At 69.9% G+C, this 14,996-nt stretch carries 14 protein-coding genes; 5 read left to right on the forward strand and 9 right to left on the reverse strand.

The features are described from left to right. Positions 1 to 87: 87 nt before the first annotated feature. The 3 genes from GGR12_RS11035 (at position 88) to GGR12_RS11045 (ending at position 3,658) form a co-directional block, all read left to right on the forward strand. Complete coding sequence (locus tag GGR12_RS11035; protein WP_183204448.1) at positions 88 to 279, forward strand: hypothetical protein; 192 nt, start codon at positions 88 to 90, stop codon at positions 277 to 279. Positions 280 to 548: 269 nt separating this feature from the next. Next, on the forward strand, positions 549 to 2,942 hold the full coding sequence (locus GGR12_RS11040) for a coiled-coil domain-containing protein (RefSeq protein WP_246328853.1): 2,394 nt from the start codon (positions 549 to 551) through the stop codon (positions 2,940 to 2,942). 119 nt (positions 2,943 to 3,061) lie between these two features. Continuing rightward, positions 3,062 to 3,658, forward strand: a complete 597-nt coding sequence (locus GGR12_RS11045) for a C15 family peptidase (RefSeq protein ID WP_183204450.1) — start codon at positions 3,062 to 3,064, stop codon at positions 3,656 to 3,658. Here GGR12_RS11045 and GGR12_RS11050 read toward each other — a convergent pair. Beyond that, positions 3,655 to 4,809 (reverse strand): MFS transporter, encoded by a 1,155-nt coding sequence (locus tag GGR12_RS11050; protein ID WP_183204451.1) that lies wholly within the window; start codon positions 4,807 to 4,809, stop codon positions 3,655 to 3,657. The genes GGR12_RS11045 and GGR12_RS11050 overlap by 4 nt on opposite strands. Positions 4,810 to 4,856: 47 nt before the next feature. Between GGR12_RS11050 and GGR12_RS11055 the strand changes: the two genes are divergently transcribed. Next, positions 4,857 to 5,228: a DUF423 domain-containing protein gene (locus tag GGR12_RS11055; RefSeq protein WP_183204452.1), complete on the forward strand. Its 372-nt coding sequence runs from the start codon at positions 4,857 to 4,859 to the stop codon at positions 5,226 to 5,228. Positions 5,229 to 5,256: 28 nt separating this feature from the next. Next, positions 5,257 to 6,231: a prolyl aminopeptidase gene (pip, locus tag GGR12_RS11060; protein ID WP_183204902.1), complete on the forward strand. Its 975-nt coding sequence runs from the start codon at positions 5,257 to 5,259 to the stop codon at positions 6,229 to 6,231. Between the two features lie 751 nt (positions 6,232 to 6,982). On the opposite strand, the gene GGR12_RS11065 is transcribed toward pip, so the two are convergent. The 8 genes from GGR12_RS11065 to GGR12_RS11100 all read right to left on the reverse strand — a co-directional run bounded on the left by GGR12_RS11065 (position 6,983) and on the right by GGR12_RS11100 (position 14,943). Then, positions 6,983 to 7,492 (reverse strand): DUF6173 family protein, encoded by a 510-nt coding sequence (locus tag GGR12_RS11065; RefSeq protein ID WP_221212316.1) that lies wholly within the window; start codon positions 7,490 to 7,492, stop codon positions 6,983 to 6,985. Positions 7,493 to 7,521: 29 nt separating this feature from the next. Further along, a complete protein-coding gene (gene rodA / locus GGR12_RS11070) occupies positions 7,522 to 8,679 on the reverse strand; it encodes a rod shape-determining protein RodA (protein WP_183204453.1) in 1,158 nt (385 codons plus the stop codon). Next, positions 8,676 to 10,739, reverse strand: a complete 2,064-nt coding sequence (mrdA, locus tag GGR12_RS11075) for a penicillin-binding protein 2 (RefSeq protein WP_183204454.1) — start codon at positions 10,737 to 10,739, stop codon at positions 8,676 to 8,678. The genes rodA and mrdA overlap by 4 nt, the downstream gene beginning before the upstream one ends. 85 nt (positions 10,740 to 10,824) lie before the next feature. Beyond that, positions 10,825 to 11,343 (reverse strand): hypothetical protein, encoded by a 519-nt coding sequence (locus GGR12_RS11080; RefSeq protein ID WP_183204455.1) that lies wholly within the window; start codon positions 11,341 to 11,343, stop codon positions 10,825 to 10,827. Next, positions 11,340 to 12,434, reverse strand: a complete 1,095-nt coding sequence (gene mreC / locus GGR12_RS11085; RefSeq protein WP_183204456.1) for a rod shape-determining protein MreC — start codon at positions 12,432 to 12,434, stop codon at positions 11,340 to 11,342. Before mreC ends, GGR12_RS11080 begins: the two co-directional genes overlap by 4 nt. 136 nt (positions 12,435 to 12,570) lie before the next feature. Beyond that, positions 12,571 to 13,611, reverse strand: coding sequence for a rod shape-determining protein (locus GGR12_RS11090; protein ID WP_092310269.1), 1,041 nt, complete (start codon positions 13,609 to 13,611; stop codon positions 12,571 to 12,573). A gap of 195 nt (positions 13,612 to 13,806) precedes the next feature. Next, on the reverse strand, positions 13,807 to 14,250 hold the full coding sequence (locus GGR12_RS11095) for a hemerythrin domain-containing protein (RefSeq protein ID WP_183204457.1): 444 nt from the start codon (positions 14,248 to 14,250) through the stop codon (positions 13,807 to 13,809). A 45-nt stretch (positions 14,251 to 14,295) separates the two neighbouring features. Further along, positions 14,296 to 14,943, reverse strand: coding sequence for a glutathione S-transferase family protein (locus tag GGR12_RS11100; RefSeq protein ID WP_183204458.1), 648 nt, complete (start codon positions 14,941 to 14,943; stop codon positions 14,296 to 14,298). Between the last annotated feature and the right edge of the window lie 53 nt (positions 14,944 to 14,996).

Consider the following 14,996-nt stretch of genomic DNA (forward strand, 5'->3'; position numbering starts at 1 on the left):
CGCTTTCTTCATGCGGCGGCGCATTGTTATGCACCGGGTTTCGGCGCATTATGTCCGCCGTCATATGGACAGGGGAGTGATCGGCGAATGCAGGCGCTGATCGAAATCATCGCCGGCTTTGTAGCCATGCTCGCCGCTGCGGCCCTGTCGCAGTTCGGCCTGGACATGGACGCGCCGCAGAAGCCCCAGCGTGAGATTCACCGCGTCCGCGATTGCGGCGGCGACAACGCCTCCGCGTCGATGCTGGCCGTGACGTCCGAGCGCAAGCAGGACTGCTGATCCCTTCGGGGACGTCCACCGTGAATCGTCCGGATCGCCTTTGCGCGTCGCGATTGAGCCGCTAGGGTCGTCATGCCCCTACGCGTGCGCCAAATGACGCCGTTCCGAGACGAGATCGCCGCCTGATGAAGCCTCCCCGCCAACGGCCCCCTCTGGATCTGACCGAGCCCGCTCCGGAGCCGCCGGTAACGCTGGCCGAAGAGATCGGGACCCCGTCTGAGGTCGCCCCCGAGGTCGACCCGGAGTCCGCGCCTTCGACCGAGCGTCCAATGTCCGAACGCCGCCGTCGGCGCCTCGCCGAGGAGCAGCGCATGGCCGCCGAGCGCGCCGCCGCGGGTGACACCCTCCGCATCCACGCCGTGATGGAGACCCCGGTCGCACAGCCCGCGCCCCTGGCCGAGACTGCAGACACGTCGCCCGCTCCTTATTCGCCACCGCCCGCACCCGCCGTGCGTTCGCGCAGCGCCACGCCCCCTCCGTCCGGCCGGCACGCCTATCTGCTGGCCGGCATGGCCGCGACACTGTGGATCGCCGGCGTCGCCGCCTGGGCCGCGTTCGAGTTCGGCGCGGGATCGATGGAGCTGGATCCGCTGCGGCTGGCCGTCTACGCGCTGATCGCCCTGGCCCCGGCCGGTCTGGCGATCATGCTGGCGCATGCGGTGCGTCAGGGGGCCGGCCTTGCCGCCGAGACCCGACGGGCCCGTGAGCTGTCGGAAGCGCTGATCGCCCCGACCGCCCTGGCCGCCCAGCAGACCGGAGAGGTGCTGCAGAGCCTGCGGGTCGACATCGACCAGGCGTCGCTGGCGGCCGAGCGCGCCCGCAACGACATGGCCCTGCTGCGCGAGGCGCTGGCGCAGGAGACCACCCGCCTTAACGAGGCCGCGGAAAACGCCGGCCGCACCGCCCGCCGTCTGGCCGAACAGCTGGGCAGCGAGCGCGAGCAGATGACCGTGCTGGGCGCCCAGCTGGACGATCAGGCCACCGGCGTGATCGACGCCGTGGAGCGTCAGTCGCGCATGGTGGTCGACGCCTCCGACCTGGCCCAGACGCAGTTGCGCGAAGCCGAGGCCGCCCTGGCCGCCCGCGCCGCCGACCTGGCCGCCGCCGCCGGCGAGGCGCAGGACGCCGCCCGCGTCGCCGCCGACGACCTGTCGCGGCAGACGCTGCGGCTTGAGAACGCCGGATCGGGCGTCGCCGAGCAGATCCAGTCGGTCGAGGAAGGCCTGGGCCAGCAGCGCGCCGCCCTGGTCACCGCCGCCTACGCCCTGCGCACCGACCAGGAGGACTTCTCCGCCCAGGTCGAGAGCCAGCGTGCGCAGTTGAGCGAGCAACTGTCCGCCGCCCGCACCGCCGCGGGCGAACTGGGCGAGACCTCCAACCGCACGACCGAGACCGTGAAGGATCTGGTCGAGGCCGCCACCGACCAGTTCCGCGCCCTCGTCGAAATGTCCCAACGCGAGGCCGACGGCTTCGACGCGGCGACCAAGGTGGCGCTGGACCGGTTCGAGGCGCTGGCCGCCGAGGCGCGCGACGCCCTGGTGGAGGAGACCCGCCGCGCGCTCAGCGCCCTGCAGGCCACCGCCGAGGAATCCCGCATCGCCGCCGCCGAGGCCACGGAGCAGGCGCAGGTGCGCGCCGACCGGCTGGGCGAGTCCCTGTTCGACGCCGCGCAGAAGGCTGACCAGGCCGCCGACGCCCGCGTCGACAGCGCCCGCCGCATCGTCCAGGAGACAGGCGGCCTGATCGACGAGGCCGGCGAACGCGCGCTGGAACGTCTCGAGCTGATGGTCGAGCGCATGGACGCCGCCCTGTCCCGGATCGACGAGAACATCGGCGATCTGGACGAACGCTCCGCCCGCCTGCCGGAGGAGGCCCGCAAGCGGGTCGATGCGGTGCGCAGCTCGGTCGAGGAAGGCCTGGCCGCCTTGTCGGCCGCGTCGCAGAAGGCCGCAGCGGACACCGAGGCGCTGGACGCCGGCTTCCAGGAGCGGGTGCGCCGCAACTACGACATGCTGACCGAGGCAGTACGCCTGATGGGCGTGGTGTCGGGCGATACGCCGACGACGACGCGTCGCCGGGAACCGATCGCGACCCCGCCCCCCGAGCCGGAAGCGCCGCGGGCAGGACGTTCGGACGAGCCGCGCGGCTTCGGCCTGCGTGGCCGGCTGAAGCTGGAGCCGGCGCCCGGCGGACCGACGCCGCCTCCGGCCGGACTGGACTGGGCCGACCTGGTCGACGACGGCGGCCCGGGCGAACCGCCGCTGGATCTCGACACCCCGGTGATGCCGGCCGCCGATCCCGCCGCGACCGAGGAGCTGGGCCAGCGCGTAGTCGCGGCCATCCGTCGGATGGGCGTGGATCCGAACGCCCTGCTGCCCCGCTCGCGGGTCGAGGAGGCCGCCCAGGCGGTGACCGACCGCGATCCGGACCGGGCGCGCCAGATCGTGCGTCGCGTCGCCCCGGCGGCCGTGCGCAGCGTTTCGCGCCGGGTGCTGACCGATCCGGCCCTGCGCGCCGACGCCGAGAGCTATGTGCGGGCGTTCGGCCGGGAGCTGGCCGCCCATGCGAGCTCGGGCGACGGACCGGCGGTGCTGGGCCGGCTGACCTCCGACGGCGGACGGGCGTTCATGCTGCTGGACGCCGCCATCGGCGATCTGTCCTGAGGCGTTCGCGCACCGGGTGAATCGCGGTTCCTGATCGCGATTCAGCTTGACGCGCCGCGGGGGATGGCGACACCGTTCGCCGCTCTCGTCATGTAACCGTCACACGTGAGGTCCGAGCCATGGCTGACATCGCTCCGTCGCCTTCCGACGCTCGCCCCGGGATCGTGATCTGCGCCTGGGACGCGGGCGAGACCGGCTGGGACCCGATCGAGGACCTGTCCGGCGAGCCGTGGAGCCCGAACGGGGCCCGCACCGTGGCGGTGGCGTCAGCCGATCCCGAAGCCCTCGCATCGACCCTGACCGACCATTTGCGCGACCAGCGCTGCCGGGCGCTGTTGCTGGTCGGACGGACGCGGCGCAGCGACGGCTTCCGTCTGCAGATGCGGGCCGAGAACCGGTCGCTGGACGGCGAGCATCGCCAGACCGAGGACGGGCCGGGCGTGGCCCGCGCCACCGCCCCGGTCGCCGAGATGGTGCGCGCTTTGCGGGAGGCCGGAATGGCCGCCGGGGCGACGTCCGACGCCGAGGAGGATGCCGGCAGCTATCTGCTGTATCGCATCCTGGCCAATCTGCCGGACGGCGCCGATACGCCGGCCATCGGCCTGTTGCGGGCACCGGAGAATGAGCCGGACGCCGCCGTGCAGCGGGCGGTGAAGACCGCGGCCCAGGCGATGGCGCGGCAGATGGCGCCCCTGCCCCGCTCGCGCGCCGTCTAGGCCAGACGCGACCGCAGCGGCAGCGCGGCCAGCAGGCCCACGGCCGACATGACCGCCATCGCCGCATAGCCGCCGGCGCCGAAGCGGTCGTAGAGCGGACCCGACGCCGCCGTGGCCAGACCGATCAGAGCGCCGGCCGAGAGGACCGAGCTGAGCGTCTGGGCGGCCGTCTGGCTGTCGCGGGGGGCGAGCTTCTCGACGATCTGGACCCCGGCCAGGAAGGTGGCGGCGAAGGTCAGGGCGTGGAGCGCCTGCAGCGGCCAGAGCAGCCAGAGCGGCGGGGCGAAGGCCATGGCGGTCCAGCGGATCACGGCGGCGATGGAGCCGACGACGAGCATGCTCCATGGACCGATGCCGACGCGGCGGCGCCACGGCTCGAACAGCCACATCAGGCCGATCTCGACGACGACGCCGAAGGCCCAGAGCTGGCCGGTGACGGCTTCGGAGATGCCTTGCGTCTTCCAGAGGATGGCGGAGAAGCCGTACTGGAAGGCGTGGGCGGCCTGGACCGCGCCGACGGCGAAGATGGCGGTCATGAAGACCGGATCGACGACCAGCCGGCCGAGGCCGCGGAAGCGATCGCGTTTCCTGAGCGGCGCGCCGTCGCCGACGGGCTCGCGCGGCAGGGCCAGGGCGGCGACGACGCCGATGAGAGCGCCCATGACCGTGAGCCAGACGACGATGACGTCGATCGGCGCGGTCAGCAGCCAGGCCCCCATGCCGACGTTGACGGCGACGAAGGCGGCGGAGCCGAAGCCGCGCGGCAGGGCGAAGGTGAAACCGTCGCGGGCGGCCAGACGCATGGTCATGACGTCGGTCAGCGGGATCAGGGCGGCGGCGGCGGTGGCGCCGACGAACCAGCAGACAGCCTGGACGGCGAAGAGGTCCGTCAGTCCCGCCCCGCCGTAGCCGAACGCCATGACCAGGCCCAGCAGGGCGATGGGGGCGCGACGGGTGCGGAAGCCGTCGGCCCAGACCGCGAGCAGCGGGCCGGTGACGATGCGGCCGAGCATGGGCGCGGCGAGCAGGACGCCGATCTGGGCGCCGCTGAGACCCTGGGCCCGGAACCACAATCCGGCGAACGGCAGGGACACGCCGCTGGCTCCGAAGAGCAGGATGTACTGCAGGGCCATGCGCCGGGCGGAGTTCATGGCGGCCCATAGCAGACGGCGGGGATTCTGTCGGCTAGCGTGGCCGGATGACCGTGAATCGCTCCCTCGCCGCCTTCGCCGCCCTGAACGGGGCCATGGCCGTCGCCGTCGGCGCCTTCGCCGCCCATGGCGCGGGTCCGGCGATCAAGACCCTGCTGACGACGGGGGCTCACTACCAGATCACCCACGCCCTGCTGGCCCTGGCCTGCGCCCTGTGGCCGGCGCGGGGGAAGCTGGTGACCGTCGCGGGCTGGCTGGGATCTATCGGCGGGCTGATCTTCGCGCTGGCGCTGTCGTCGATCGGGCTTCTGGGGCTGAGGGCGATGGGAGCGGTGGCGCCGATCGGCGGCGTTCTGATGATCGCGGCTTGGCTTTTGCTCGCCTTTGCCGCATTGCGGACACGACCTGACAACGCCTGACCGTCCCGCAGAAAAGACCCGATTGAGTATGGCCTTCCCCGCGCCCGAAACGCCCCGCCGCGACCTGTTCCCCGAGATCGAGCCGTTCAACACCGGCTTCATGCAAACGGGCGGGATCCACGAGGTTTATTACGAGGAATGCGGCAACCCCGAGGGTCTGCCGGTCGTCGTGCTGCACGGCGGTCCCGGCGGCGCGGTGAACCCGGGCATGCGCCGCTATTTCGACCCGTCGAAATACCGCATCGTCCTGTTCGACCAGCGCGGCTGCGGCAACAGCCGCCCGAACGCCTCGCTGGAAGAGAACACCACCTGGACGCTGATCGAGGACATCGAACGCCTGCGGGAGATGCTGGGCATCGACAGGTGGGCGGTGTTCGGCGGCAGCTGGGGTTCAACCCTGTCGCTGGCCTATGCGATCACCCACCCGGACCGCGTCACCGCCCTGCTGCTGCGCGGCATCTTCCTGCTGACCAAGCCGGAACTGCACTGGTTCTACCAGGACGGCGCCTCGCAGATCTTCCCGGACGCCTGGGAGCGGTTCGTGGAGCCGATCCCCGAGGCCGAGCGTCACGACCTGATGGGCGCCTACTACAAGCGGCTGACCGGCGACGACAAGGCGGAGCGGGAGCGCTGCGCCGTGGCCTGGTCGAGCTGGGAAGGCGAGACCGTCAGCGTGCTGGGGCCGGACGCCCGCCCCGAGAAATTCGCCGAGCCCGAGTTCGCCGTCGCCTTCGCCCGCATCGAGTGCTGGTACTTCATGAACGGCGGCTTCTTCCCCGAGGAAGGCTGGCTGCTGAACAACGTGAGCCGCATCCGCCACATCCCGTGCTGGATCGCCCAGGGCCGTTTCGACGTCGTGACCCCGATCACCAGCGCCTGGGCCCTGCACCGCGCCTGGCCGGAAGCGAAACTGGACATCGTCAAGGACGCCGGCCACGCCTCGAGCGAGCCTGGCATCGTCGACAGCCTGGTGCGGGCGACCGACTGGGCGGCTTCGCTCTAGATTTCAAAGACCGCGCACGCTGAAGCCTCTTCCGGCGGGAACCGCTGGAAGAGAGGGGAAGGCGCGGGGCGTCCGGGCCTCGCCCGGAATGCTTTGTGTTTTACCGTTTCGACGAGGTGGACGCCCCGCGTGGTCGTTGGTTTCGCGCGCCCTCCGGCTGGCGGCCCTGTTAGAGCCTTGACGGATCTCCGCCGCCGCCATTGCTGGACCCGACGTGGGTGGGACATCGGCTGAGCCAGCGGTCCGCACCTTCGATGCGCGGCGAGCAAGCGGACAGCATCCATCGCTGTCCGACGAGGCCCCCCGGACTACCCTTCGCCCGGGCTTCATCGCTCGACCACAGCCCGTCGTCGTCGAGAAGCGTGGATCCGACGCCTTCCCCATCGACGGGATGCGGAGATTATGCGGCGGGCGGATACCTCGCTGCGTAGAGGGAATTTTGGCGGGGGAAGTCAGCGGGTTGGCGAAAAGAATCCGGAAATAGCCGACAGATTCACCTCCCCATCGCCCCCCGAGGCGATGGGGAGGACAGACCGCGTAAGCGGTCAGGTGGGGGCGACGCCGGCCTGGTCCGGTTGAGCTCAAATCACATCCGCCGGCGACGCCCCCTCCACCATCCTTCGCCCTGCGGGCTTCGGATGGTCCCCCTCCCCATCTGCGATGGGGAGGTGAGTGGCGGCGTTCGATCGCTTCGTTCGCGGGCGCTCAAGCCCTCTCCGATCGGGAGAGGGTCAGGATCAGCCCCCCTGCCCTATTTCGGGTTGGTCTTTTCGACCATCTCGGACAGCTGGAAGCCGATGCGGCGGGCGGGGCGTTCCTCGGGTTTGCGGCGGGCGTCGAGGAGGACGTTGATCTGGGCGTAGTGCTGGATCAGGCGGACCGGCTTGCCCTCGGAATTCTTGCCGAGGAACATGATGAAGTCCGGGCCCCAGAAGCCGACGTCCTCGATCTGCATGGTGCCGTCGCCGGGCAGGCCGACGATGCGGGCGCCGACCTCCTCGTCCTTGTCGAGGCCCTTCTCATAGTCCTCGATCAGCTTGGACAGGCGCACGAAGGCCCATTCGGCGGGGTTTTCGCGCATGCGCACGCCGTCGGTCAGGGCGGCGGCCTGCTGGGCCGTATGGGTGGGCAGGACGGGTTCGGGACAGGGCTTCTCGCCACAGTCCGAGAACATGGACGCCGGCGCGACGACGGGGGCGTCGGGCGCGGGTTCGGGAGCGGGTTTCGGCGCGACGTCGGGGGCGGTCTTCTGATCGGTCATGACCCGACCCTAACGCGCCAGAGCCGCGATCAGAACAGGCTGTGGCCCTTGGGCAGTTCGGCGTAGCGGTGGACGCGGGTGGCGAGCACCAGGGCGAAGCCGAACATGACCGTCATCATCGACGAGCCGCCGTACGACAGCAGCGGCATCGGCACGCCCACGACCGGCGCCAGACCCATGACCATGGCGCCGTTGATCAGCACGAACAGGGCGAAATAGGCGGTCATGCCGGCGGCGGCGAGGCGGCCGAAATGGCTGTGCGAGAGCGAGGCGATGCGCAGGGCGATGAGGATGATGGCGACGTAGCAGGCCAGCAGGGCGAAGGAGCCGACGAAGCCGAATTCCTCGGCCACGGTGGAGAAGATGAAGTCGGTGTGCCGCTCGGGCAGGAATTCCAGCTGGCTCTGGCTGCCGAGGCCGTAGCCCTTGCCCATGAGGCCGCCGGAGCCCAGCGCGATCTTGGACTGGATGATGTTGTAGCCCGTACCCGAGGGGTCGGATTCCGGACTGAGGAAGGTCAGCACGCGGTTCCGCTGGTACTCGTGCATGCCGAACATGACGAAGGGCGGGATGATGGCCACGGCCGCCGCGCCGCAGGCGGCGATGATGCGCCAGCTGAGGCCGGCCATGAACATGACCACGGCGCCGGTCAGGCCGATGACCATGGCCGAGCCGAGGTCGGGCTGTTTGGCGACGAGGATGAACGGCAGACCGACCATGGCGGCGGGGAAGACCAGCTTCCACGACCAGCTGGCCTCCTTGGCGGTGTGGCTGTGGTACCAGCGGGCCAGGGCCAGGACGAGGCCGATCTTCATGAACTCGGCCGGCTGGATGCGGATGAAGCCGAGGTTCAGCCAGTTCTTGGCCCCGCCGGCGGTGTAGCCCAGCGGGGTGAACTCGATGAGCAGGACGAGGAAGAGCAGCACGCCGTAGAGCGGATAGGCCGCGCGGAACCACCATTTCGGGTGGACCATGGCCAGGCCGAGCATGACGATCAGCAGGGCGCCGAAACGGATGATGTGCTTGGCCGCCCACGGCTGCCAGTGCCCGCCCGTGATCGAATAGAGCATGGCCGTGCCGACGCCGGCGACGACGCACAGCAGGCCGATCAGACGCCAGTCCAGCTCGGCGATCTTGGTCGAGAGCCGGTCGCGCTCGCCGGGACGGGTCAGGGCGGAGGCGGTCATTGCGGCGGCGCCTGCAGATAGGGTTGCGGACCGGCCGGCGCGGGGGCCGCAGCGGCGGGCTCGGGCGCCGGGACGGCCGTGGCGGCGACGGGATCCTCGGGCGCGGCCCCGGCCTCGACGCCTTCGGGCGCCTCGGGCGCGAGGGCTTCGGGCGGCAGCGGACGCTGGATGCGGGCCAGCATCTCGGGATCCTTCAGCAGGGTCGTGCGCATGACCTCGCGGGCGCGCGGAGCGCCGGCGGTGGCGCCGCCCTTGCCGCCGTGCTCGACGATGACGGCCACGGCGTAGCGCGGCGCATCGATCGGGGCGAAGGCGACGAAGAGGTTGTGGTCCTTGAGGGCCCAGACATCGCTCTTGCGGGACTTGCGGCGGTCATAGCTGCTGACCTGGGCCGTGCCGGTCTTGCCGGCCATCTGGATGTCGCCGAGGCCCAGCTGGGACTGGCGATAGGCGGTGCCGGAGCGGTCGTTGGCCACGGCGATCATGCCCTGACGGACGATCTCGAGGTGCTCGCGCGGGAACGGCAGGTCTGCGACCGCGGCGCCCGAGGGCCGCTCGACGCCGCCGACGGACTTGATCAGACGCGGCACCACGGCCTTCTGGGCGTTGGCGATGCGCGAGGTCATGACGGCGAGCTGCAGCGCCGTGACGTTGACGTCGCCCTGGCCGATGGCGACCGACAGGGTCTCGCCCGGGAACCAGACCCGCGACTCGGGATTCGGATTGTTCCGGTTGTAGTGGGCCTTCCAGGCGCGGCTGGGCACGGAGCCGGGCTTCTGGTTGCCGACGCCGATGTCGAAGGTCTGCATGAAGCCGATCTTCTTGGCCGTCTCCTGAATGCGGTCGACGCCGGCGCGATTGGCCATGTGGTAGAAATAGACGTCGCAGGAGTTCTTGATGGCGTTGTGCATGTCCTGCGCGCCGTGACCGCCGTGCTCCCAGCAACGGAAGACGCGGCTGCCGTAGCGATAGCCGCCGGTGCAGACCACCCGCTCGGTCGGATCGACGCCGGCGTCGAGGATGGCCAGGGCGGTGGTCATCTTGAACGTTGAGCCTGGGTGGAAGACGCCGTTCAGCGTCTTGTCCAGCAGCGGCTTGCGCTCGTAGTCCGAGAGGGCGCGGTAGACCTTGGACGGCACGCCGCCGACGAACAGGTTGGCGTCGAAGGACGGCGCCGAGACCATGCACAGGATGTCGCCGTTGCGGATGTCCATGACCACGCAGGCGCCGGACTCGTCGCCGAAGACCTCGAGCGCGCGGTTCTGGACGTCGGCGTCGAGGGTCAGGACGACGTCCTTGCCGGGGATCGCGGGACGCGAGCCGCCGATGTCCTCGGCCACGACGCGGCCGCGGGCGTCGACCTCGACCCGGTTGCCGCCGGCCTCGCCGCGCAGGTCGCTGTCGAAAGCCTTTTCGACGCCCTGACGACCGATGCGGAAGCCGGGGTTGTAGAGGATCTGCGGCACGTCCTCGCCGCGCTCCTCGATGGCCTTGATGTCGCGGTCGTTGGGCTTGGCGACATAGCCGATGACGTGGGCGAACGAGCCGCCGAACGGGTAGAAGCGCGCCTCGTTCATGTCGGCCATCACGCCGGGCAGTTCGTTGGCGTAGAGGTTGACCCGGGCGAACTCCTCCCAGGTCAGGTCGCTCTTGACCGGGACCGGCGAGAAGCGCGGGGCGGCGTTTACGTCGCGGATGATGGAGCGGCGGCGCTCGAGCGTGTCGGGCAGCAGGCGGCCCAGCAGGTCCAGCGTCTGGTCCAGATCCTTGGTCTCGTCGCGGACGACCAGCACCCGGAAGCTGGGGCGGTTGCCGGCGATGACCACGCCGTGGCGGTCGAGGATGCGCCCGCGCGGCGGCGGCACGAGGCGGAAGTTGAACTGGTTGTTCGAGGCGAGGGTCGCGTATTCCTGGGCCTGGAACACCTGCAGCTGGGCCAGACGGCCGGTCAGGGCGAGACCGCCGAGCGTCGTCAGCCCGCCCAGCACGAAGGTGCGGCGCAGGAACGAGCCCTGACGCTCGTTAGGATCCGAGAAGATGATGGACGGTTCCGCGCTCATCCTCCTGCGCTCCCTGCGGGAGCTTCGGAGGACTTCGTCCCCGCGCACATCGGGACCTGTCCTTCGTAGCCTTGGCGAAGAAGGATCATCGGAACCTCACGTCCCCGTCCTCGAAGCGCTCGATCATGCGATCGGCGAACGGGAAGAGCAGAAGGGTCGGCACGACCTGGCCGATCAGGGCCAGGATGCTGGGCGCGTTGCCGGCGCTGACGGTCTTGATCAGATAGGCGATCAGGAAGGCCAGGCCGCAGCAGGCGGCGTACCAGACGAACAGGACGACGGTGTCCTGGCCGATCAGGAAGCTGCGCGAGCCGAGCACGACGGCGTAGATGGCCAGCAGGGACAGGGGCCACATGCCCATCTGGCCGCCCCAGAAGATGTCGAGGAACAGGCCCAGCGTAGCCAGCACCAGCGGCGCGATGACCGACGGACGGATCAGCGGCCAGGCGAAGGCCAGCACCATCGGGATGACCGGCTCGGGCAGGCTGAAGCCGAACAGCTTCACCGGAGTGGCCAGGATGAAGGTGACGGCGGCCGTGATCAGGGCCGGATAGACGATCCACTGCGTCGGTCCCACGACGCGGACCGCGACGGGGCGTCTCATTCGGTCCCTCCCGGCGGGGAGGCGGCGGGCTGGGCCGGAGGCGGCGCGGCCTGCGGACGCGGCTGGGCCGGCGCGGGCGTCGGAACCGGCGGCGGCGCGGCGGCGGCGGCGCGGGCGCGTTCGGCGGCGGCGCGGGCGGCGCTGTCGCGGCGGGCGGCGGCGTCGTCGATGGCCGAGGCCTGGGCGCCCGTGGCTTCCGGCAGGGTGTCGAGCGCGGCGAGCGGCGCGGCGTTCAGGTCGTCGGCGCCGATCAGCTGGCCGAAGTCCTCGAACAGGAGAATCTTGACGAAGTCGATGGCGCCGCGGTCGCTGAACAGTTTCACGCGCCAGGTGCCGTCGATGCCCTTGGCGGCGACGCCGATGGGCACGCCGCGCGGGAAGCCGCCGCCGTCGCCCGAGGTCAGGATGCGGTCGCCGGGCTGAACCGAGCCGACGCCGCGCACGAACTCGAGACGCGGATTGCCCGAGCCGTCGCCGGTCAGGATGGCGCGGGCGTCGGTGCGGTCGACGAGGACCGGGGTGCGGCTGGCGACGTCGGTGAGCAGCAGCATGCGGCTGACGCTGCCCGACGTGCCGACGACGCGGCCGACGAGGCCGTGCTCGTTGATGACGGGGTTGCCGACCTTGATGCCCTGGCGCGCGCCGATGTCGAGCAGGCGGGCGTTCGAGAACGGACCGCGCGAGTCCGACACCGAACGGGCCGTGCGCATCGGGACGTCAGGCTCGGCGCGCAGGCCGAGCATGGCCTCGTAGCGGGCGTTGATGTTCTTGAGGGCGATGGCCTGGTCGCGCCACGGCTGCAGCTCGGCCAGTTCGCGCTTGAGGCGCCGGTTCTCGGAGACGGCGAAGAAATAGCCGCCGACGTAGTCGCTGACGTGGCCGAACCAGCGCACCGGGGCGGCGAAGACGCCGCCGACGGGGCCGGCCACGGTCTCCACCGCGGCGCGGGCCGGCTGGTACGGCGAGGCCTGCGCCCGCGCATCGCTGATGAGCAGGAGGATGGCGCCGACCGCGCACACAACCACAGCCACCGCTGAGGTCCAGACCAGCGGCACCTTCAGGTTCTCAAACGGTCCGTCGCGAAACGCCACGGCGCGCCTTCCTTAAAAACGGAATCAGCGGGACCCCCCTGCCGATACGCCGAGCCTATCGCAAAAACCGGGCCAGTTGGGAACTGGCCGGTCCGCCGTAATGACAGGGATTTGAGGCGGTCTTTCGACCTGAGCCTTACAGAGCCGAGTCGAGGACGCCCTTCATCCAGCGCGGATGCTCGAGCACACGGCCGCAGCCGATGGCCACGCAAGACAGCGGATCGTCCGCCACCGACACCGGCAGGCCGGTGTGATCGCGGATTTCAGCGTCCAGACCGCGCAGCAGCGCGCCGCCGCCGGTGAGCATGATGCCCTTGTCGGCGATGTCGGCGGCCAGTTCCGGCGGGGTGGCTTCCAGAGCGACCTTCACGGCCTCAACGATCTGCGAGACCGGCTCGGCCAGGGCTTCGGCGGCCTGACGTTCCGAGATGCGGACCTCGCGGGGCACGCCCTGCATGAGGTCGCGGCCCTTGACGTCGATCGACAGGCCTTCGCCGTCGGCCGGGATGCGGGCGGTGCCGATGTCCTTCTTGATGCGCTCGGCGGTGGTTTCGCCGATCAGAAGGTTATGGTTGCGGCGCATGTACGAGATGATCGCCTCGTCCATCTTGTCGCCGCCGACGCGGACCGAACGCGAATAGACGATGCCCGACAGCGACAGGACAGCCACCTCGGTGGTGCCGCCGCCGATGTCGACGACCATGGAGCCGGTCGGCTCGTGGATCGGCAGGCCGGCGCCGATCGCGGCGGCCATCGGCTCGTCGATCAGGCCGACGCGGCGGGCCGAGGCGTTGAGGCAGGAATCGTTGATGGCGCGGCGTTCGACGGCGGTGGCGCCCGACGGCACGCACACGATGACCTTCGGGTTCACGAAGCCCTTGCGGTTATGAACCTTGCGGATGAAGTGCTTGATCATCTCTTCGGCGACTTCGAAGTCGGCGATGACCCCGTCGCGCATCGGGCGGATGGCTTCCATGTGGCCCGGAGTACGGCCGAGCATCTGCTTGGCCTCGATGCCCACGGCGTGGACGATCTTGCGTCCGCCGACGTTGCGCAGGGCGACGACCGACGGCTCGTTCAGCACAATGCCTTTACCCTTCATATAGATGAGGGTGTTGGCGGTGCCGAGGTCGATGGCGATATCGTTCGAGATCGCGCCGAAAACGTGGGAGAACATGGGTTCGGGATACCGTTCGTTCGGGCCTTGAGGGCGTGCGTCAAATTGATCCGTTTCGGCGACGCCCCGGCCGCGCGCATCCCCATACGCGCCGCCTCCTGATCGTCTTCGCCTGACTGACCGTAGGCTCGTTTGCCCGTGTAAGAAGGCGATTACAAGCCCTCGAAAGCTTGGCTGGCGAACCCGTGATGAGGCTCAGGCGTCCGCCATCTCCGCCCTGCGCCCGTGGGCCGCTGCCTGAGCCGCCGGATAGAGAAGATTCTCCTCCAGTTCGATCCTCAACATAAGGGCGTCGAGGGTGCTCGACATGGCGTCAGCAAAGCGCGCCGGGTCCGCCAGAATGGCGGTTCGGGTCCAGTGGGCGCTTAACATCCGCCAAGCGCTGACGAGGCCTCCGACGTCGCCGAAGGCGTCAGCTGCGAGGGACCGAATGCCCGGATCCGGGTCACTCATCAGGACGGAATAGACGTCCCGGTCCTCGGCGATGAGGTGATCGGTCAGCCGGCGGCCGAAGGCGGCCAGCTGGACGACCGCCTGATCCGCGTCCTCGGGGGTCTTCAAAGCGGAGGCCAGCCCGCTGAGACTCGCCGCGCCGGCCACAAGCTCGCGGTGTTCCCGGGCCATCGAAAGCAGATCCATACGCCACTCATCCCCAACTTTGATGAGGACCGTGGGCCGTAAACCTTAATGAGCGACCAACGGTTCGTGCGAGGCCAGGGCCGGCTGCAGCCCTTCAAGGTGCAGAACCTTGATCACCGCGGGCCGCGACTGGACCAGGTTCAGGTGGGCGTTGAGCTTGGGGAAGCGTTCCCGGTCCAGAAGATCGTTAAGGCGGGCCCAGCGGGTGAAGACCGACAGATAGCCGTCGGCGACGGTGTATTGCTCGCCCATGGCCCAGGGGCCCTTGAGCAGATGGTGTTCGACCAGGTCGTATTTGGCGAGCGCGGCGGTTTCCGCCTGGACCTTCGCCGCCCCTTCCAGCGCCGGATGGCTGAAGATCGCCTTGCCGATGGCGGGGTGCAGGGAGGCGGCGAGGAAGCCGTTGAAGGCCTGCATGCGGGCGAACTGGAACGGCGAATCGAGGTCGGCGAGGTTCGCTTCGGGGTGGGTGCGGGCCAGCCAGGCCATGATGGCGGCGTTCTCGGTCAGAACGCCCAGTTCGGTCACGAGGGCCGGCGTGACGCCGGCCGGGTTGATGGCGAGATAGTCCGGCGTCTTCTGCTCGCCCTTTCGCAGGTCGATCTTCACCAGTTCGTATTCGGCATGGGCCTCTTCCAGCGCGATGTGGGAGGCCATGGCGCAGGCGCCGGGCGAATAATAGAGCTTGAGCATGGGACGTCTCCTGAGACGGGGGCGGCTGCTCCCGAAACGCGCGGGCGCCCCTC

The sequence above is a fragment of the Brevundimonas lenta genome, from assembly GCF_014196335.1.
Taxonomy (GTDB): domain Bacteria; phylum Pseudomonadota; class Alphaproteobacteria; order Caulobacterales; family Caulobacteraceae; genus Brevundimonas; species Brevundimonas lenta.